At 55.9% G+C, this 19,235-nt stretch carries 19 protein-coding genes; 12 read left to right on the top strand and 7 right to left on the bottom strand.

Annotated elements, in window-relative coordinates; all coding sequences use genetic code 11:
• The first annotated feature begins 538 nt into the window (after window positions 1-538).
• Window positions 539-2,467 (top strand): beta-N-acetylhexosaminidase, encoded by a 1,929-nt coding sequence (locus DQX05_RS27780; RefSeq protein ID WP_119796523.1) that lies wholly within the window; start codon window positions 539-541, stop codon window positions 2,465-2,467.
• Between the two features lie 140 nt (window positions 2,468-2,607).
• Here the strand turns inward: DQX05_RS27780 and DQX05_RS27785 are convergent, their stop codons facing one another.
• Window positions 2,608-3,687, bottom strand: coding sequence for an FAD:protein FMN transferase (locus DQX05_RS27785; RefSeq protein ID WP_119796524.1), 1,080 nt, complete (start codon window positions 3,685-3,687; stop codon window positions 2,608-2,610).
• A gap of 261 nt (window positions 3,688-3,948) precedes the next feature.
• On the opposite strand from DQX05_RS27785, the gene DQX05_RS27790 reads away from it, so the two are divergent.
• The 8 genes from DQX05_RS27790 to DQX05_RS27825 all read left to right on the top strand — a co-directional run bounded on the left by DQX05_RS27790 (window position 3,949) and on the right by DQX05_RS27825 (window position 13,364).
• Window positions 3,949-4,344 carry a NusG domain II-containing protein gene (locus DQX05_RS27790; protein WP_119796525.1) on the top strand — a complete coding sequence of 132 codons (396 nt, stop codon included), beginning with the start codon at window positions 3,949-3,951 and terminating at the stop codon, window positions 4,342-4,344.
• A complete protein-coding gene (locus DQX05_RS27795; RefSeq protein WP_119796526.1) occupies window positions 4,328-5,890 on the top strand; it encodes a Gx transporter family protein in 1,563 nt (520 codons plus the stop codon). The genes DQX05_RS27790 and DQX05_RS27795 overlap by 17 nt, the downstream gene beginning before the upstream one ends.
• Complete coding sequence (locus DQX05_RS27800) at window positions 5,863-6,762, top strand: ATP-binding cassette domain-containing protein (RefSeq protein ID WP_119796527.1); 900 nt, start codon at window positions 5,863-5,865, stop codon at window positions 6,760-6,762. Before DQX05_RS27795 ends, DQX05_RS27800 begins: the two co-directional genes overlap by 28 nt.
• Before the next feature lie 4 nt (window positions 6,763-6,766).
• Complete coding sequence (locus DQX05_RS27805) at window positions 6,767-7,558, top strand: energy-coupling factor transporter transmembrane component T family protein (RefSeq protein ID WP_119796528.1); 792 nt, start codon at window positions 6,767-6,769, stop codon at window positions 7,556-7,558.
• Between the two features lie 153 nt (window positions 7,559-7,711).
• The gene (locus DQX05_RS27810) at window positions 7,712-9,826 is read left to right on the top strand and encodes a peptidase U32 family protein (RefSeq protein WP_119796529.1); all 2,115 of its coding nucleotides are present in this window, start codon (window positions 7,712-7,714) and stop codon (window positions 9,824-9,826) included.
• Window positions 9,823-11,160, top strand: a complete 1,338-nt coding sequence (locus DQX05_RS27815; protein WP_182914938.1) for an aspartate aminotransferase family protein — start codon at window positions 9,823-9,825, stop codon at window positions 11,158-11,160. The genes DQX05_RS27810 and DQX05_RS27815 overlap by 4 nt, the downstream gene beginning before the upstream one ends.
• Before the next feature lie 231 nt (window positions 11,161-11,391).
• The gene (locus DQX05_RS27820; RefSeq protein ID WP_119796530.1) at window positions 11,392-12,264 is read left to right on the top strand and encodes a UbiA-like polyprenyltransferase; all 873 of its coding nucleotides are present in this window, start codon (window positions 11,392-11,394) and stop codon (window positions 12,262-12,264) included.
• Between the two features lie 611 nt (window positions 12,265-12,875).
• A complete protein-coding gene (locus DQX05_RS27825; RefSeq protein ID WP_119796531.1) occupies window positions 12,876-13,364 on the top strand; it encodes a hypothetical protein in 489 nt (162 codons plus the stop codon).
• Between the two features lies 1 nt (window position 13,365).
• Here DQX05_RS27825 and DQX05_RS33475 read toward each other — a convergent pair whose 3' ends face one another.
• A complete protein-coding gene (locus DQX05_RS33475; RefSeq protein ID WP_119796532.1) occupies window positions 13,366-13,662 on the bottom strand; it encodes a DUF5367 family protein in 297 nt (98 codons plus the stop codon).
• 63 nt (window positions 13,663-13,725) lie between these two features.
• Entirely contained in the window at window positions 13,726-14,352 is a 627-nt protein-coding gene (locus DQX05_RS27835) for a TetR/AcrR family transcriptional regulator (RefSeq protein ID WP_119796533.1), read from the bottom strand.
• Window positions 14,353-14,611: 259 nt separating this feature from the next.
• On the opposite strand from DQX05_RS27835, the gene DQX05_RS27840 reads away from it, so the two are divergent.
• Window positions 14,612-15,523, top strand: a complete 912-nt coding sequence (locus tag DQX05_RS27840; RefSeq protein ID WP_119796534.1) for an OmpH/Skp family outer membrane protein — start codon at window positions 14,612-14,614, stop codon at window positions 15,521-15,523.
• A gap of 49 nt (window positions 15,524-15,572) precedes the next feature.
• The gene (locus tag DQX05_RS27845) at window positions 15,573-16,130 is read left to right on the top strand and encodes a hypothetical protein (RefSeq protein ID WP_147385239.1); all 558 of its coding nucleotides are present in this window, start codon (window positions 15,573-15,575) and stop codon (window positions 16,128-16,130) included.
• A 52-nt stretch (window positions 16,131-16,182) separates the two neighbouring features.
• On the opposite strand, the gene DQX05_RS27850 is transcribed toward DQX05_RS27845, so the two are convergent.
• Window positions 16,183-16,311: a hypothetical protein gene (locus tag DQX05_RS27850; protein WP_259392273.1), complete on the bottom strand. Its 129-nt coding sequence runs from the start codon at window positions 16,309-16,311 to the stop codon at window positions 16,183-16,185.
• A 171-nt stretch (window positions 16,312-16,482) separates the two neighbouring features.
• Here DQX05_RS27850 and DQX05_RS27855 point away from each other — a divergent pair, with 171 nt between their 5' ends.
• The gene (locus tag DQX05_RS27855) at window positions 16,483-17,043 is read left to right on the top strand and encodes a hypothetical protein (RefSeq protein WP_147385240.1); all 561 of its coding nucleotides are present in this window, start codon (window positions 16,483-16,485) and stop codon (window positions 17,041-17,043) included.
• A gap of 53 nt (window positions 17,044-17,096) precedes the next feature.
• Here DQX05_RS27855 and DQX05_RS27860 read toward each other — a convergent pair whose 3' ends face one another.
• The 3 genes from DQX05_RS27860 to DQX05_RS27870 all read right to left on the bottom strand — a co-directional run bounded on the left by DQX05_RS27860 (window position 17,097) and on the right by DQX05_RS27870 (window position 19,233).
• Window positions 17,097-17,624, bottom strand: a complete 528-nt coding sequence (locus DQX05_RS27860) for an ADP-heptose synthase (RefSeq protein ID WP_244194336.1) — start codon at window positions 17,622-17,624, stop codon at window positions 17,097-17,099.
• A gap of 174 nt (window positions 17,625-17,798) precedes the next feature.
• Complete coding sequence (locus DQX05_RS27865; protein ID WP_119796537.1) at window positions 17,799-18,797, bottom strand: polyprenyl synthetase family protein; 999 nt, start codon at window positions 18,795-18,797, stop codon at window positions 17,799-17,801.
• Window positions 18,784-19,233, bottom strand: coding sequence for an adenylate kinase and related kinase (locus DQX05_RS27870; protein ID WP_119796538.1), 450 nt, complete (start codon window positions 19,231-19,233; stop codon window positions 18,784-18,786). The genes DQX05_RS27865 and DQX05_RS27870 overlap by 14 nt, the downstream gene beginning before the upstream one ends.
• Window positions 19,234-19,235: the final 2 nt, after the last annotated feature.

The raw sequence follows: 19,235 nt of genomic DNA on the forward strand, positions 1-19,235 counted from the left end.
GATTCAGGGGTACAAGCTGAGTGTAGGGGATAGTGGAACAAAGAGGCGGTAGAGGCCTTTCGCTCCTTCTTGTCATTATCCCATCGGTTCAGGCGTTGGTAGAGGTCTTGCGCTCCTTATTGTCATTATCCCATCGATTCAGGGGTACAAGCTGAGTGCAGGGGATAGTGGAACAAAGAGGCGGTAGAGGTCTTGCGCTCCTTATTGTCATCATCCCATCGATTCAGGGGTACAAGCTGAGTGTAGGGGATAGTGGAACAAAGAGGCGGTAGAGGTCTTGCGCTCCTTATGGTCATCATCCCATCGGTTCAGGCTCCAAGCGGAGTACTAGGGATAATGGAACAAAGAGGCGGGAGAGCCCCCGCAGTTTCTAAAGCCATTCTCCTCACGACTCAGCAGGCATATCTGGCGTGTATTTGGAGCAATGGGTGACGCCTGCGGTTGCATAACGGGATCGATAGCGCTATCCTAATCACATCCTACCGCTTACACTGACCCGAACGGTGCAGATTTATACAACTAGAGGAGGAACACGAGGATGCAGATTCATTTCAGCGGCGATGTTGACCGCTTCATGCCCGGTATCCTGGAACTGCGGCAGCTGCTTAATGTGGAAATAATTGAGGGAGGGAATCCCACTCCCGATGCGGTAGCTATACAGGTTGAGCAGGCCACCGGGGAGTTGATGGTGTCCTGGGACGGGAGCACCGGATTGATCCGTTATGCGGAGCCGATCCATTTTTTCCGGGCGCTGGGTCGGTTCGTGGAAGCTTATCGCCAGGGCGGGACGTTCCATATTGTCGAGCGGCCGCAATTCACGTATAACGGGGCGATGATTGACGCTTCGCGGAACGCTGTTCCCCATCTGGCTATGCTGAAGGAATTGCTGCGATCGATGGCGCTTATGGGCTTGAACGGCATCATGCTCTATACGGAAGATACGTATGAGGTGCCGGAGCGGCCCTATTTCGGGTATATGCGCGGACGGTATACCACAGACGAACTGCGGGCCATCGACGATTACGCGGCCCAGTTCGGCATCGAGGTGGTGCCGTGCATTCAGACGCTAGGGCATCTTGCCCAGGCGCTGAAATGGGATGAGGCTGAAGAGCTGCGCGATACGGAGGATGTGCTGCTGGCCGGATCCGAGGCCACCTACCGCTTCATTGAGGATATGATCGCGGCCGCCTCGAAGCCGCTTCGTTCGAACCGGATCCATATCGGCATGGACGAGGCGTTCGGACTCGGGCTTGGGCGGTACTTGTTCAAGCACGGCTTCCGGGAACGGTTCGACATTATGAACGATCATTTGCGGCGAGTGCTGGAGATTACCGAAAAGCATGGCTTGAAGCCGATGATGTGGAGCGATATGTATTTCCATCTGCTGATGAATAACGGAGGCCATTATTACGACTTGGATCTGGAATTTTCCAGCGATGCAGTGGCTCGGATTCCGAAAGGCGTCCAGTTCGTCTATTGGGACTATTACCATGACGATCAGAAGTTCTATGAGAACTTCCTCGACAAGCACCGCGCGCTCGGGTCGGATCCGGTGTTCGCTGGCGGCGTCTGGCTGTGGGGCAGCATGAGCCCGAACTACGGCAAGACATGGCAGAACACGAATCCGGCGCTTCTGGCGTGCAAGGCGAAGGGCATCCGCGAAGTATTCGCGACGGCATGGGGGGATAATGGGCAGGAGACGAACCATTTGACGATTCTGCCGGGGCTGCAGTTGTTCGCCGAGCACGGGTACACGGATGGCGAAGTGGACGAGGCCGCGTTGACGGAGCGCTTCCGTCTCTGCACCGGCCAGCGTCTGGACGATTACTGGCAGTTGACCTATCTGGACGAAACGCCGGGCGTGACGAAGAACAATATGCACAGCTCGAACGCGTCCAAGTTCCTGCTCTGGCAGGATACGTTAATCGGTCTGTTCGACAAAGATCTGGAAGGCGAACTGGAGACGGCGCTGCCGGCGCATTATGCGAAGCTGGCCGAACGGCTTGCCGTGGCCGAAGTGCAAGCTGCGGGCACGCATAAGCGGGTGTTCGGGTTCTATGCAAAGCTGGCTGAGACACTGGCCATGAAGGGCACGCTCGGTCTGCAGGTGACCGCCGCCTACCGGGCGCGGGAACATGAGAAGCTCCGCAGTCTTGCGGAGAGCGTTATTCCGCGCGTTCGCGCGCAGGTGGATCTGACGCGTAAGGCGCATCGCGCGCTGTGGATGGCGACGAGCAAGCCGTTCGGCTGGGAAGTGCTCGACATCCGCTACGGCGGGGTGTTGGCCCGGCTGCAGTCGGCTGAGGAGCGGCTGCTCGATTATGTGGAGGGCCGGGTGGACAAACTTGAGGAGCTGGAGGCGGAACGTCTGCCGTTCAATGCGAATGATCCGGTCGGAGAGCATCGCGTCTCGCACTCTCCGTTCTTCCATCGCATCGCGACCGGCGCTGTGCTGTCCGCGATTTAGGTAAAGAGGTGCGCAGGCAGGGCTTCGAACGTCGATGTACGGGTACCGTGTACCCTGCAAATGCTGCAAATGCAACAGGGGTGCCATCCGGCCGGAGAAGGCCAGGTGCACCCCTTCATATCAACACAGGCAGGAGACGACTATTGCTTGACGATAGTGTAAGTGCTATTCGTCATCTCGAAGATATCTTTAATGCCCGGCGTGCAGTATACTTTCTGATCGGTCGTGATGAAAATGGCCTCAGCTTCCGGATTGGATTCGATGAACTTCATCCCTTCGTCCAGTCCGAGAGCGAACGTCGAGGTGGACAGCGCATCGGCATGAGTCGAGCTGCTTGTCACGATGGTGACGCTGCTCAGATTATTCTCGATCGGATACCCGGTCATCGGGTCCAGAATATGGTGATAATGCTTGCCGTTCTCGACGAAATACCGTTCATACACGCCCGAGGTGACAATTGTTTTGTCCTGTACCGTCATTTTGCCGATCTGATTGCCGCGTGTCTCATCCGGATCCTGAACTCCGATGATCCAATCCTTGCCGCCCGGCTTCGGCCCAACAGCGAAAATGTTCCCGCCGAGATCGACGATCGCACTCTCGAATCCCGACTCGCGCAAATAATCCGCGATGCGGTCAGCGGCATAGCCTTTGCCGATGCTGCCGAGGTCAAGCTCCATGCCTTCCTTCTCGAGCTTCACTTCCCGCTTGTCCGGATTGAGGGTGACATCCCGGTAGTCGACCAGTTCCAGCTTCTGCTTCAATTCGGCCGAATCGGGAACCTTGGCATCCTCCGAGCCGATGCCCCACAGATCGACGATCGGGCCGACTGTCGGATCGAACATGCCGCCGGTGCGCTTGGCATAGTCCAGTGAGGTGGCGATAATATCGAACGTATCCTGGGAGACCGCCACGGCTTCCTTGCCGGAAGCGGCTTGGACTTTAGAGATTTCGCTCTCCTTGTCCTGACGGTTCATTTTATGGTCGATCTCCTTCAGGATCGCTTCAATGTCTTTGAATTGGGCGTCTCCCGCCCGTTCATCATATATTTTGACCGTCACGATCGTATCGAAAATAAAATACGTTTGCTGCTTGATCGAAGACGCCCCGGAGGCGGATCCGGCATTCGTCGCATTCCCCTTGGCGCATCCGCCAAGCACGAGGACGAAGGCCACGAGCAGAAGGAGGCAGCTTCGGAGTGGCAGCCGTCGATGTTGTGTCATGATTCTCAATTCCCCCGTTCGGATAAACTGACTAGATATACGGTTCACGCCGGCTTCCCGTGACGGTGAAGCTCGCTTGCGGAACACGCTTATTATAACAGTTACGGATGGAGTTGCAAGGAAGGCAGTTACGATCCGCTAGGGCAGGTGATTCGGCGCAGATGTCATCGGATGGACATGGAAGTTCATTGCTGATGAGGGATGAGAGATGTATAATGGCAAAAGATAAACTATTCAAATTTAATCCAAGGAGTCATTACAATGAAACGTGGAGACCTGATTCTCATCGGAGTCATTGTCATCGCGGCGCTGGCGTTTCTTGTGCCGAAATGGCTGTTTCAACAAGATAGTGAAAATTTGCACAATTCAAAGGTGTTTGCCAATATTACGGTAGACGGAGAATTGTATCAAAAAGTAGAACTGACAAAAGAAGAGCAGATTATAAAAGTGGAAACAAGTAAAGGAATAAATATATTGAAGGTGCATGACCATGGGATCGAAATGTTCGATGCCGATTGCCCGGATAAAGTATGCCTGTCCTTTGGCTTCGTGACCCGTCCGAACAGCACGATCGTCTGCATTCCTCATCGTGTGCTCGTCGAGCTGGTAAGCGAGGGCGGCGCAGAGGAGGATGAGCTTGATGCGGTCGTACAGTAGCCCCGCCTTGCGGAAGGGGGAATCGTCTTCGGACGCCTTGAAGAGGGCGGTTATTATCGCGATTTTCAGCGCGGTCGCCGTCGTGCTCGGCTTCGTGGAAGCGATGCTGCCTGTGCAGACGATTTTGCCGATTCCGGGAGCGAAGCTGGGGCTCGCGAACGTGATGATTCTCGCCTGTCTCTACTTCCTGCGCGGGCGCGATGCGTTGATGCTGGTCGTCCTGAAGACGCTGCTCATGACATTGATGCTGGGGACCTTCTCCGCATTCCTGTTCAGCTTCCTCGGATCGCTGTTCAGCTTCATCGTCATGTATGCCATCTTGAAAGTCGGAAAAGATCACGTCAGCCTCATCGGCATCTCCGTGGTGGGCGGCGCGGCGCATAATGCCGGCCAGTTGACGGCCGCGTATATTGTATTTCGCACTGCGAATATATTTTACTACTTGCCGGTGCTTCTTATTACCGGCGTTGTCACCGGCGTCTTCATCGGCATTGCCGTGAAGTACATTGTGGCGGCGCTGGCGAAGCTGCCGCTTTTCGACAAGCTGACGCCGCAGATCGACAGCTCGGCGGCGGATGAGAACCGGCAGGCGGCGCTTGATCGGAATCAGGCGCTCGCTTCGGATATCCCGGCGAACGGAATGCCGGGGACCCCGGGACAGGCCCCGCCTACGGCGGGTGCTATCCACGACAGCGGCCCGGACGGCCACGGGGTGCATGACGCGGTCGTATTGTCCGGCGTTCGGTACCAGTACCGGACGGACCGCTTGCTCTTCGACGATCTGTCCCTCCGCATTCCGCAGGGGCAGTGGGTGTCCATTGTCGGCCCGAACGGCTCCGGCAAGTCGACGCTGGTGAAGCTGCTGAACGGGCTGCATCTGCCTCAGGCTGGCCGCATCGAGGTGGCCAGCCTGACGCTGTCCGAAGCCAGCCTGGAGGAAATTCGCCGCCGCGTCGGCTTCTTGTTCCAGAATCCAGACAATCAATTTTTCGCGACGACGGTACGGGACGACATCGCCTTCGGCATGGAAAACCGCTGTCTTCCGCATGCGGAGATGGAGCGCAGGCTGGCGGAGGCGGCACGGCGGTTCAGCGTCGAGCCTCTACTGGACCGCCACCCCGCGCAGCTGTCCGGGGGACAGAAGCAGCGGGCTGCCATCGCTGGCATGATGGTGCTGGAGCCGGAGGTGCTCATCTTCGATGAGGCGACGTCGATGCTCGACGAGCGCTCCAAGCGGGAGATGACGGCCTATTGGACGGAGCTTCATGCGACCGGGAAATATACGATTGTATCGATTACGCATGACGCGGAAGAGATTATGGCATCCGATCGCGCGATTGTGCTGAAGGACGGGAAGATTGCGGCGGATGTCACCCCCGAGGCTTTGTTCGCGGATGAGGCGCTGATGCGGGACTGCCGGCTGCAGGCCCCATTCGTCTGGTCGGTGGCGCAAGCGCTCCGGGAGCGCGGCGTAGCGGTGGCCTCGACGAATGACGAGAGAGAGTTGGTGAACGCCTTATGGCCATCGTGCACGCTGAACGATTAACCTACGATTATATTGCGCAGGGACAGCCACCGGTCCATGCACTGCAGGATTTGGACTTTGCCGTCGGTTCCGGATTTACGGTCGTGCTCGGCTCGACCGGATCCGGCAAATCGACGCTGCTGCAGCATTTCAACGGCATCCTGCAGCCGACCTTCGGGAAGCTGCAGGTGCTGGAATATACCTTCGAGGGCGGAGCGAAGCAATCCGGCCTGAAGCCGCTTCGCCGCCGGGTCGGGCTCGTGTTCCAATTCCCCGAGCATCAACTGTTCGAGGAGACGGTCGAACGGGACTTGATGTTCGGGCCGATTCAGTTCGGGGCGAAGCCCGAGGCGGCTGCGGAAGCGGCGCGGGAGGCCCTCGCGATGGTGGGCTTGCCGCCATCGGTGCTGGAGGCCAGCCCGTTCGAGCTGAGCGGAGGCCAGATTCGGAAGGTCGCGATTGCGACGGTGCTCGCCTCCGATCCGGAGCTGCTCGTGCTGGACGAGCCGACGGCGACGTTGGACCCGATCAGCCGGGCGGAGCTGCTCCGGCTGCTGCACGGATTGTGTGCGCAGCAGGGCAAGGCGGTCGTCATGGTGACGCACCGCCTGGATGAAGTGTTCGCGTATGCCGACCGCTTCATCCTGATGAAGGAAGGCCGCATCGTATTCCAGGGTGGCCGGCAGGAGCTGATGCGCCGGCCCGAAGAGCTGGAAGCGGCCGGGATCGAGATTCCCGCCACGCTGCGCCTCGCGGCGCTGGTGGCGGAGAGAACGGGCGCGCCACTTGACGCTCTGCCAGCCGATCCGGCGGACTGGGCCGATTGGATCGCGGAGCGGCTGGGCAAGGCCGGAAGGGGAGACCGCCCATTAGACAGCAGGGAGGGGGACTAGCCAGATGGAAGCGAAAATGATGCTCGGTCGGTATGTCCCCGCCGATTCCTGGATTCACCGTCTGGATCCGCGGGGAAAGCTGGTGGCGATGGTCCTGTTTCTGATTACGGTCATTATGGCTGACGCGTTCGCGGAGCTTGCGGTGCTGAGCGGATTCGCCCTGCTTGTGATGATGAGCTCGCGCATTTCCTTAACCCGTTACTTTCGGGCGTCGCGGCCACTCTGGTTCATCATGGCCTTCATGTTCCTGTTCTATATCTTATTCGACAAGACCGGCAACTCGCTGGTGAATGTGGGCAAGCTCAATATTACGACCGGAGGCGTGACCTACGGGGCGTACGCGGTATGGCGCATGGCGCTGCTCGTCACCTTCACCGCGATTCTGACGTTCACGACGACGCCAGTCGAGCTTAACCTCGGCCTGGAGCGCGTGCTGAAGCCGCTGCGCTTCGCCGGCGGATCGCCGCAGCAGTGGTCGATGATGATCGGCATCTCGCTGCGCTTCATTCCGACCCTATTCGAGGAGGCGGACAAGGTGATGAAGGCGCAGGCTTCACGCGGCGCCGATTTCCATGAGATCTCCTTCGTCCAGAAGGGCAAGATGGTCATGACGCTGATGGTGCCTGTCATCGTCAGCGCATTCCGGCGGGCCGAGGAGCTGGTCCAGGCGATGGAGGCCCGGGGCTATGTGCTGCATGCGCCGCGCACGTCGCTGCGCATGCTCGTATGGCGGACGCCGGACACGCTGTTCATCGCGTCGTTCCTCGTGTTGCTGCTCTTCATATCGTGGTGGTGATCGGAGCGGTATCGATCACCACCACATTTATATTTACAGTTTATTGAGTGAAAAATATCACATAAAATATTTCAAAGCCTGATATATTTAAAATTAGGAAAAATAAAATTGACAGTAAGACAGTATGGATATGTGGGATAGGAGGAACGGGGCATGGCTAGATATTTTCACGGCAAAGAGGTCGAGCTGCTGGCACCGGCAGGCACGTTTGAAATTTTCAAAGAAGTGATCGAGGCGAATTGCGATGCCGTCTATTTCGGGGGGCCGTCGCTGAACATGCGGATGATGCGCAAGGGCTACAATTTGTCTTACGACGAGATTCGGTTGGCCGCAGAGATGGCGCATGAACGGGGCAAGCGTATCTATGTAACGGTCAACAATCTGATGAACGGCGAAGATATCGAGGAAGCGAAGCGGTATTTGTCATTTCTGAACGAGGTCAGTCCGGACGGGATTATCTCCCAGGATATGGCTGTCTTTCCGCTGATTAAGGAGATGAACCTGAACCGTCTTCCCGTGCATGCCTCGGTGATGATGAACGTGCATAACGAGGAAATGATCCGTGCGCTGCAGGAGCTTGGCGTGACGCGCATCGTCGCTTCCCGGGAGATGGATCTCCGGACGGCGCAGCTGCTGCAGGCGAAGACCGGCATGGAGTTCGAATACTTCGTCCATGGCGATATGTGCACGGTGCACGGCGCCAACTGCTACTACAGCTCGCTGCTGTTCGGCAACAGCGCGAACCGGGGCCGCTGTATGAAGCCGTGCCGCTGGGAATACCGCGTGAAGAAGGACGGCAACGTGTACCCGACCGAATATCCGCTGGCCGCCAAAGATATGAACCTGTATGAGCATATCCCGGAGCTGATCGAGGCGGGAATCACCTCCTTCAAGATCGAGGGCCGGATGCGCGACGCCGAGTTCCTCTGCATGCTGGTGAACAGCTACGGGGACGCGATCGACCGTTATATCGCCGATCCGGTCGGATTCGAGCGCTCACAGGACAGCCGCAAGCTGTTCGAGAACCGGAAGCGGGATTTCTCAACTGCCTATGCGTTCGGCAATCCGGGACTGGATTATCTGAATACCCGTTATGAGGGAACCGGCAAGTTCTACAGCACGGGCAAAGTATTCAGCACTCCGACCGCCGAACGCGAGATGAAGGAGGAGCGCATCGAGCAAGTGAAGGCTGCCCTGGGGGAGGTGCGCACCTCAGCCCGCCGGACGGAACGCCCGCAGCTCTCCGTTCGTGTGAACGATGCCGAGCAGGCGCAGGCTGCGCTGGAAGCAGGCGCCGATATCGTCTATCTCGCGGGAGATGTGTTCCAGCCGGCCCGGCCATTCACGCGGAGCGATATCGAACGGATTGCAGGCGCCGCTGGCGAGTCGAAGGTGGTCCTCGGCCTGCCGCGCATGATGGATGGGCTGCATATGGAGCAATACAGCCATGCCCTGGCGCAGGACCACAGTGGTCTGGATGGGCTGCTCGTCACGAATCTAGGCGCGATGCGTTGCTTCCGCGACGCGGGCCTGCCGCTGATCGGGGACGTCAATCTGAACGTGTACAACGCCCGTTCGGCCGAGTTCTATCACGAGCGCTTCGGTCTGGAGCGGGTCACGGCGTCGTTGGAGCTGCCGCTGCATGATCTCGGCTTGCTGCTGGAGCAGAGCCCGGTTCCGGTTGAGGTGATCGTGCACGGGTCTCCGGTCGTCATGTATTTGGAGCTCGATCTGTATGAGAATGCGGAGGTGCTGGAGCCGATCAGCCAGGAGGATAACCGCTACGTCGACAACCGTTATCTCGTGTTGATGACGGACAAAGGAGAGAATCCGGTCTACCGGGACGCCCGGGGCCGCAATCATCTCGCCTTGTGCAAGGAGCTTTGCTACATGCCATTCCTCGCCGAACTCCACTCCGCCGGAGTGAACCACTTCCGGATTGAAGGGCAGTCGTATACGGCCGAGCAGCTGCGCGCCATCGTACAGGCCTACCGGACGGCGCTGCAGGGGCTGGAACGATGCGAGGATATTTATCGCGGCATGCAGCCGGTCTATGCCGGCTATACGCTGGGCGCGCTGCAATTCGACCGCCCGATGGGAGAGCCGAAGGGGCCGGCGGAAGCGAAGACGGAAGCGGAACCTGCCGCCGAATCGAACATAGCGACGGAATTGAAGGCACCAGCGCAAACGAAAATAGCGACGGAAGCAAAGGCAGTGATGGATCAGAAGCAAGCAACCGGGGAGAAGGAAGGAGCGGGTACGCGATGACAAGCATCGGGAACGAACGGCAGGAAGTCAACCCGGCAAGCGGCGCAGAGGGGAGCGCTTTTATCGGGCCGGAGGGCGTACTGGCGAAGCGGCGGGCTTATTTCTACCCGTGCACGCAGCATTTCTACCGCGAGCCGCCGCAGATTGTGCGCGGCTCCATGCAATACTTGTACGACCATGAAGGCCGCCGGTATACGGACTTCTTTGCCGGCGTGTCCGTCGTCGCCTGCGGCCACTGCAACCCCCGCATCGCGGAGGCTTCGGTGAAGCAGCTGCAAACACTGCAGCATACGACGACGATTTATTTGACGCAGCCGATGGCCGACCTGGCCGAGCGGCTGGCGAACGGCATCCTGCCGGGCCGGCTGTCGCGCACGTTCTTCTGCAACAGCGGCTCGGAGGCCAATGAGGGCGCACTGCTGCTCGCCCGGCTGCATACGAAGCGCCGCGATTTCCTGGCGCTGGAGTACGGGCTGCACGGCCGCACCTGGCTGACGATGGGCGTGACCGGCCTGCCGATGTGGCGGGCCGACGACCATCTCGATGAAGGCGGCGTGACGTTCATTCCGCGGCCGCACGAGGCCGGCCTCGATGCGGAGACGGCGAAGCGGCGCTCCCTGGAGGCGCTGAAGCAGGCGCTCGAGGCGGCTCCTGAGCGGTATGCGGCGATGATTGTCGAGCCGATTCAGGGCAATGGCGGCATGATCGTGCCGCCGGAAGGGTACTTCCGCGAAGTGAAGGCGCTGCTTGAGGCCTATGGCGTGCTGCTCATCGCGGATGAGATTCAGACCGGCTTCGGCCGAACCGGCCGCATGTTCGCGCTCGACTATGACGGCATCGCGCCGGATATCGTCTCGATGGCCAAGGCGCTTGGGAACGGGGTGCCGATCGGCGCCTTCGCGACGACCGACGAGATTGCGGCGAGCTTCAACCGTCCGTCCGCCTCGACCTTCGGCGGCAATCCGGTCTCGTCCGCGACGGCGTTGGCCGTATTGGATTACATCGAGGAAGAAGGGCTCGTCGATCGGGCGTCCCGGTTAGGCGAACGGCTGAAGCAAGGATTGGAAGAGCTGCAGCAGAAGCATGAGGTTATCGCGGCCGTGCGCGGCCGCGGACTGATGCTCGGCGCAGAGCTGCAGGGCGCCGCGGGAATGGACAGCGCTGCGCTGACCGACGCCGTGCTGGAAGCGATGAAGGAGCGCGGCTTCATCATCGGGAAGAACGGCATCGGGCGCAACGTCTTGGCCTTCCAGCCGCCGCTCGTCATTGAGGCGGGCGATATCGATGCGATGCTGGAAGCGCTGGATGATGTTCTGGGCGGCATCGAAGCGTAGAATCAGGAATCGCATCGGCCACATCGGTCGGTTCCAGGCGCCGGCAGCATGGAGGCATGGAGGTTGCCAGGATTGGACGTATGTATAGGTATTGTCCGGGGTGACAATATATGCATAGGCATGTTCCCGCCAGAGCCGCAGCCTGCACCGGATTGTTCATGCAGGCTGCCTTGGCTCTGGGGATTGTTCTGGTGCCGAAGTCAGGATGATTGCATATTGGGGGAGTCAGAAATGATCTGGATTCAGAAGCTGTACCGCAAGACCCGGCTGTTCGGCGAGCTCGTCATGTTCTCGCATACGCTATTCTCGCTGCCGTTCGCGCTTATCTCCATGGTATGGGCCGCCGGCGGTCTGCCGTCCGCGCATGTTGTGCTGTGGTCGCTCATCGCGCTGGTCGCGGCGCGGAACGGCGCGAATGCCTTTAACCGGCTGGCTGACCGGGAATACGACGAGGCGAACCCGCGGACGGCCCACCGCCATCTGCCGCAGCGGCTGCTTCAGGAGCGGGAAGTGACGGCGTTCATCCTGCTGAACTTCGCCGTCTTCATCTTCGCGGCAGGCATGTTGAATCCGCTCTGCCTCTGGCTGTCGCCGGTCGCGATCGTGCTTATCTGCTCGTATTCGTATACGAAGCGGTTCACATGGCTCTGCCATCTGTATCTCGGCTTCACGATTGCGTCAGCGCCGGTGGGCGCCTGGTTCGCCGTTACGGGCAAGCTGGCCTTGACGCCATTCCTGCTCGGCCTGGTGGTGATGCTCTGGATTGCCGGCTTCGATATTATTTATGCGACGCAGGATATCGAGTTCGACCGGAAGACGGGACTGTGGTCCGTGCCAAGCCTGTTCGGCTATGAGGATGCGCTGTTCATCGCCCGCTCGCTCCATACGATCATGCTGGCGGTGCTGTTCGCCCTCTTCTTCATCCGGGGGCTGGGCTGGCTCTACTTGACGGGCATCGCGATCTCCGCCGTGCTGCTGGCGGTCGAGCACCGCATCGTCCGGCCGAGTAACCGGAAGCGGATGAACGTGGCCTCCTACAACTTGAATCAGGTCATCAGCATGCTGATTCTGTTTTGTACGATGGCTGACTTCTTTCTGCTCTGATATATTGGCGCTTCAGAGATGAGGACGAGCTTCGGCGAAATCGTCAGTATTGCTTGCTACAGCCATAGAAATAGGAGAACGCCGGCATCGTCTTCTATGTGTGGAAAGGTCCTGATGTGCCCACATAGAAGTGGACAAAAGGGGACTAAGTAACTCACAAGACGTTCACCCACGCATAAGAACCAACACCCGCGAAGGGTGTTTTTCTTTTGTGCTGAACTCAAGGCCTGCTGGCGCGAATACTACTAATTTGAAGTTTTTGGATATCTTCTCTATAATGATGCCAATTCCAAATCATAGGCGAGGGGAGACAGGATGATATGGCGGCTTGGTTAGAACATTTAAAATATGCCGCTCTCATTTATCTGCGCTGCCGTTTGAGAATATAAGCAAATTACTCTTTTTTCGAGATCGGCACAAAAATGGCTTTATCATTCCTCCGGTTGAAACGTGGGTTCAGCACCATTTCGATTCCCATTTCGGAGGTACATGTTATACATTAAACTATAATCTGCGTGAATTATTAATGCAGTTAAACTTTGCTTGCGATTATGTCATGCTTGGCAACGAACATATGGGGATTCTGGTAGAGCTCCCGGAAGAGCGAGTATATGTGGACTGCGGGGCTGCCGCCCCCATTTTTCAGCCTGTCAGGTTTGAGAGCAATCTCCTTAACGTCCCAATTCGGTGATGATAAAGTTCATATCCAACCCGTCCATCCGGACACAGGCCGCTATAAATATGTCAGGTATACGCAAGGCAAACAGAACGGGGAAGAGTGGCATTTTAATAGCAACCAAAAACGCGAAATCGAAGAGTTCCATGATATTATCTTGAAATCTACTAGGGCGGGCACGACATTCATGACCATTCTGAGATGCCAGCTCTGGCAGTTGAATCAGGGCAGAAGCGTCTCCTTAGTTAACAACCAATTCGGCATTCGTCTTTCAGACGGCAGGATTGATAAGCACACCTTGCATTCTGTTGCCGAGATCGAAGAGGTCATCGCTAACGAATTCGCTTTGCCCAAGCTCCCCGTAAGAGAGGCTATAGACGTGCTAGCTGAACTTGGCATCGATATTTTTAGCTCGGAAAAATAGTCTATTGACTTCTCTGGCGCCGCCTGATACCCGCCCAGCCGCTTAACAGAATGAGTCCGTAAGCCCACATGAGCCAGCCGGCGAAGGCGGGGGCATAGGTAAGGGGCATCGAAGGAAAGAGCGACGAATACCAATTGAGACTGATAATATCAGCATCCCCGGCACCGCAATGGCCGCGACAATCGGTATCGTGAGTAAGTAGAACAGTACCATCCACCCTGGATTTGCCGGTTGAATCAGCCAGCCGCCGAACCAGCGGAACGAGGCAGTCGCCCCGATCCAGACTAGGCATCCCCATAAGATAAACCAGCGCATAGCTCCATCCTCTTTTATGCAATGAAATGCTGCTCAACTCGAACTTTCAGGGCACATCCTTACCCAGCATGGCCCGTATCCATACCTCCGCATCGCGGTATGCTTGATCGACCGGGTATTCGGGGTCCAGCAGCGCCTGCAGCGCAATTCCATCGATGAGCGCGTTCAGAATCGGCGCCAGCCGCCCGGGAGACAGAGCGCCTTGCCTAGCCTTCGGCCGCTCCGCCGCCTTTCCGCTCTCTTCCTCTGTGCTGCTCGGCTGGGCGATGCGGCTCTCCAGGAGCTTCGCCAATTGCTCGTTCTCCTGCGCCAGCAGCTGACGAAGCGGCGTCTGCATCGCCGGCTGATGCAGACTGTGCGCCACCATGGCGAAGAAGAGGCGATGGTACGGGGAATCGAAGCCGCAGCGGCTGCGTGCGGCTGCCAACGCATCCGCCAGATCGCGCACTGCCGATTCGGTTTGCATCTCGGCCCAGGATGATTCGCACCAGCCCCGTAGCACCTCCATCATCAGTTGCTCTTTCGTCCGAAAATGATAAAATACCGTCCCCTGGGTCACACCCGCCTGCTCCGCGACGGCCCGCAGCGTTGTTCGCTCCGGTCCCCGGTCGGCGATACAGATCCGGGCCGCTTCAAGCAGCATGTCGCGGGAGACGATATTCGGCTTGGCCATGTCAAGCTCCCTCCTTGCAGAAAATTACGTTCACCTTTATTAGTTATTCAACTAACTAACTTGATTGACTTCAATTTACCATACAAGTGGCGAAAGCGTTAAATGTGAGATGACTGTTTAGAAACAGTTTGTTAATCGCCCTTTACGGCATTAGCGAAATGTTAACCTCATTAACCAAATGATGGGAGCAAAGGCCTATATATTTTACCCAGGTCATTCAATATACTGTTATTGAAATATCTGTATTAGAAGGTTGGAAATGAGAAAAATCATTATGTTTTTTTTAGTTGCCATGCTCTGTATCTCCAGCACAGTCTTTGCACAAGGAAACATAACTGAAAATGGTTCACGAGTAAACAAAGGGAACCTTTCACAAGAAGAAGAACTAATAGTTGAGAAGAGAAGTGAAGAGGTTGGAAGGCATTTCTTGGCGGTTGCAAAGGCGAAAGCAAAACTGGATGAAATGTCAGAGCACTTTACAATGCAATCGGAACAAGTTTTATCTGCACAAGCGGAACTTGAAGAGATGGAGAAGGGCTATCAAAAATTGGGTTTTATCAAGGTTAGTCAAGAGGAGGAGCAATCAGTTACTCCTTTATCTACAAAAGGAGATTATGCACTGGATAAGCTTACAATCTATTATGATTCCAAAGTGGGATTGCATGTTATTGAAATGGCGGGAATGTGGATAAACACCAACTTCTACAATGATGTACAATGTCCGCTTTCCTGCCACGGAACGATAGATGTTGGAGGGAAAGACGGAATAGGATTATTCTCATTGCATCGCGATATAAATGTTATCTCTCCAAAGTTTTACACAATAACGCACGGTACCCTGGCTGAAACGGATTGGTCATATAGAGCAGATAAGGAAATAGAAAGGAGAGGTGCAGCATACTCTTTTCAAGATACGGTCCAAGTTGCAAGAGTCAATCCTCCTAAGTTTGGGCAATATAACGGATATAGACATTTAATGTGGTATCATTTTAATTTTACGGATGGTTATCCGCGACCTGGAACAACGATTTCGTTTAAAGTGACTGTAGCACACACATGGGGCAGAGCATATGTTAACAGTATAAGTGCTGGACCATTTTCAATAGGTATTGGCATTGCAAATGAATCCGAGAGTTGGAAGTTTGACGAACCTACTTTCATGAGTTTTTAAAGAGGAGGAAACTCCTCTTTTTTCTGCTTACTAAAGAAAGGTGGTCCAAATGAACAAGCGAAAAAGAGCCCTGATCGCGGGTTTCTTAATTCTTGCTGTTATTCTCACCGTCGTTGTCATCAAGATAATAAACCGCGATCCGATAGCGCCGTTTCAGTCGCGTGCCGGTTCCATGCACCAGCTAGACCGGGACTCCCGCGTGACGTATACGATCAACTCGCATCATGTCGATTTTTTCACGGATAGCAACGGGGAAACGCTTGTGTTCTATTCGGATGCCAACCATGATATTATTAAATATCTATATTTTCCGAAATGGACACCAGAGGATGCAAGAGTGCATTGGCACCTTAGCGCACGTCAAGACAGCGTCATATTTACCTCTGTCCTGCTGGACGAGGCGATTGACCGCATTACCGTGAAGGCAGAGGACGGGCGGGAGATGAGCAAGGAACTGCACCCGATTCAGTACAATAACTACCGCTTCGTGATTGCAGTTGACAATCGAATCCAGCAATCCCCTGTCGATATTACAGGATACTCCAAGGAGAATAAGGTCGTGTACAAGAACGTGAATCAAAAATACGACAAAAGTTTGTTCAAGTAAGGTCGGATGTATACAAAAAACCGGCAATTCTGACATAAGGGACGGGCTGGAGTTAGCGGGCGCCGAAGTCGTCAGGGAAGTCTTCCTGTTCGGTGACATATTCGAAATCATCGATGTCGAAGATCGGAATCGACACTTCATTAGCGATGAGCCGGCTGACAAATTCGAACTGATCCGTCAACAACGGAGCCTGCTCGCGCATTAATGTGGACTATAAGCGTTGGTCCCTGGTCTGTAGGTATTGGCTTTAATAAAGATTATGATTATTGGTTACGTGAGAAAAGTACTTACATGAGTTTTTAAAGAGGAGGGGGACTCCTCTTTTTTTCTTCTGGGAAGAAAGGTGGTCGTGATGAACAAGAGAAGAATCATCCTGTTCACCGCTTGCATTATTCTCGTGGCTATCCTCATCGGCGCAGCCATCATGCTGATGAAGCGAGATCCGATAGCGCCGTACCAATCGTATGTCGGCTCCAAGTATCAGCTCAATCAGGATTCCCTCGTAACGTATGACATCAACTCATATCATGTCACGTTTATCACGGATAATCATTATTATACGCATATTTTCTATTCCGAACCAGGGGATTCCATTATTAATCATCTTTATATTCCGAGAGGGACGCCAGAGAGAAAACGAGTGTATTGGCATACGAGTTCAAAGAATGGGAGCGTTATGTTTACCTCCATCCTGTATGACGAAGCGATCGACCATATTACAGTGAAAGCGGTGGATTCACAAGAAATGCGGGAGGAGCTCAAACCTATTCGTTACAACGATACTCGCTTCGTGATTGCAGTTAGCGATCGGATTGAAAGAAACCCTGTCGATATTACGGGGTACTCCAAGCAGAATGAGGTGGTATACCGCAATATCAAGGAGGAATACAACAAAGAGCTATTTAAGCGTTAACGCCCTTCCCATGCAAAAACCCGCCTCTTGCTAGCTTAAGGGGCGGGCTGGTGCTAATGGATGCCGGTGTCGTCAGGGAAGTCTTCCTGTTCGACGGCATATTCGAAATCATCGATGTCATAGATCGGAATCGGCACTTCATTGGCGATGAGCCGGCTGACAAATTCGAACTGATCCGTCAACAAAGGAGCCTGCTCGCGCATGGAGGTCAGAATGAGCTCCGTCTCCACCGGATCGAACAGTTCTCCGTAGCGCGCGTTGTCCATCGCGTTGATGATGACGCAAGAGACGTTGTCGCGCAAGAGAAGGGGAGGGCTGGTCCGCCAAGGAGCGGTTAAGGCCCGTTCGATCTTCTTTTTGTTCAATTCGCTCTCGAAATAGGTGATCAGTTGTTCGATCTGCTGCTTGGCCAATACGTCTTCTTCCGGGTCGGGCATCACCTGCTCACCCTCCTGACGCATCTCGTACAATTCCATGATCGTGGTATAAGGGATTACATATTCAACTGGCCGCCGGGGCTCGAATAAATGGCCGTATACCGCTAGCATAACGGCTTCTAATACAAATCGCCGAGGTTTCACTGTCGATCCTCCTTCATCTAAGATGCAGATTGCGATTGGCAGACAGGCTGCGCGCAATAACATAATAATACCACCTTGCCCCAATGGACAAAAGAGTAAACAGTTGAATTATTCGGGAAACCAACAAAGCCGAACCTCTTGTAACCAAGAGATTCGGCTTCTGCCGGGTACGGGTCAATATGTCCGCGCCTCGAAATAGGACCATAGCGTGCGCAGGTCGGCATGTGCCGGAAATGCGGACAGTTGCTCCGTCACGTCCCAGGCCTGCTTCATGAACCGGTGGCTCACCGCCAGTGCTTCCTTCAGGCCGCCGCTCTGCCGGACGAGCTCGATTGCCTCGTCCAGTACCGCTTCGGAGGCGTCCGGGCGCAGCAGCTGGCGAAGCTTGCTTGCTGTGGCATCGTCCTTCATCGCCATTATGACGGGCAGGGTGACATGACCGTTCCGCAGGTCGGTGCCTGCCGGCTTGCCCAACTCCTCGGCGGTCGCCGTGAAGTCCATGATGTCGTCCCGAATCTGGAAGGCCATGCCGAGCAGCTCGCCGAACAGGTATAGGCTCTCCACGACATCCGGGTCGGCGTCGGCGGCCTTGGCGCCCAGCTCCAGGCAGGTGGCCATCAGCAGGGCGGTCTTGTTCCGGGTCTTCTCCCAATAGGCCTCGAGCGAGATATCGAGATTGAAGCGCTGCTCCATCTGCTGATATTCTCCGAGACAGAGCTGGGTCGTCGTGACCGAGGCCAACTCGTGAATATACTTCTCTGCCTCCTGCCCTTTAGCGGAGGCGAGCTCCATGACGCGGCACATAATATAATTCCCGATATGGACCGCGGAATAAATGCCGGTCTTGTGATGCAGGGCAGGCTGTCCACGCCGCGTCTCAGCCTGATCCAGAATATCATCGTGAACGAGAGAGGCGGCGTGAACCATTTCGACCATCGCGGCCAATTGATAGACGCTGTCCGCCTCCGGACGGGAGCCGAACCGGCTGCCGACGATCGTCATGATCGGCCGCAGACGCTTGCCTCCAGCGCGGATGAGATCCATGACGCTGAGCGCGACGATGGATCGGGAGGATACATCCGGGTCATGCAGCACAATTCGTTCCAGGTCGCGGTTGATGCGGGCGAGCGGGATATGCAGGCGTTCATGCAGCGTGCCGTCAAATGACTTCATACGCGACCTGCTTGTAACGCTTCATCAGGAACCGGGACATCTTCCGGTGCAGCTCCGTTTCCGTTCCTTTTCCCTCTGCCCGCCGTATCTGAATCCGCTTGTTGACTGTAGCCATCTCGGCTATCAGTTCGGTTAACCCCTGACGCGCGGCGAACTGGTAGTACAGACTGAGCAAGAAGTCGCCGTCCAGCACCGCCTTTCCCGCCAGACGCTCATCTTGGGGAACATGGTGATGCGTTCGCATCGCTTGACGCAGCAGCCAGTAGCAGCCTAACAGCACGCGCCGTTCCTGCGCCGTCATATCGTAAGCGTCCAGCGTCCGGGCCATATCGGACAGGTAGCGCTCGTCCGAGCCTGCCGTTATGTGGATGCCAGCCAGCGGCGGAAGCTCTTGCTCAAGCATCTGCATCGTGTCCTTCATAAGTTGCCGGTTCATGG

The sequence above is a fragment of the Paenibacillus thiaminolyticus genome (assembly GCF_003591545.1).
GTDB classification, from domain to species: domain Bacteria; phylum Bacillota; class Bacilli; order Paenibacillales; family Paenibacillaceae; genus Paenibacillus_B; species Paenibacillus_B thiaminolyticus_A.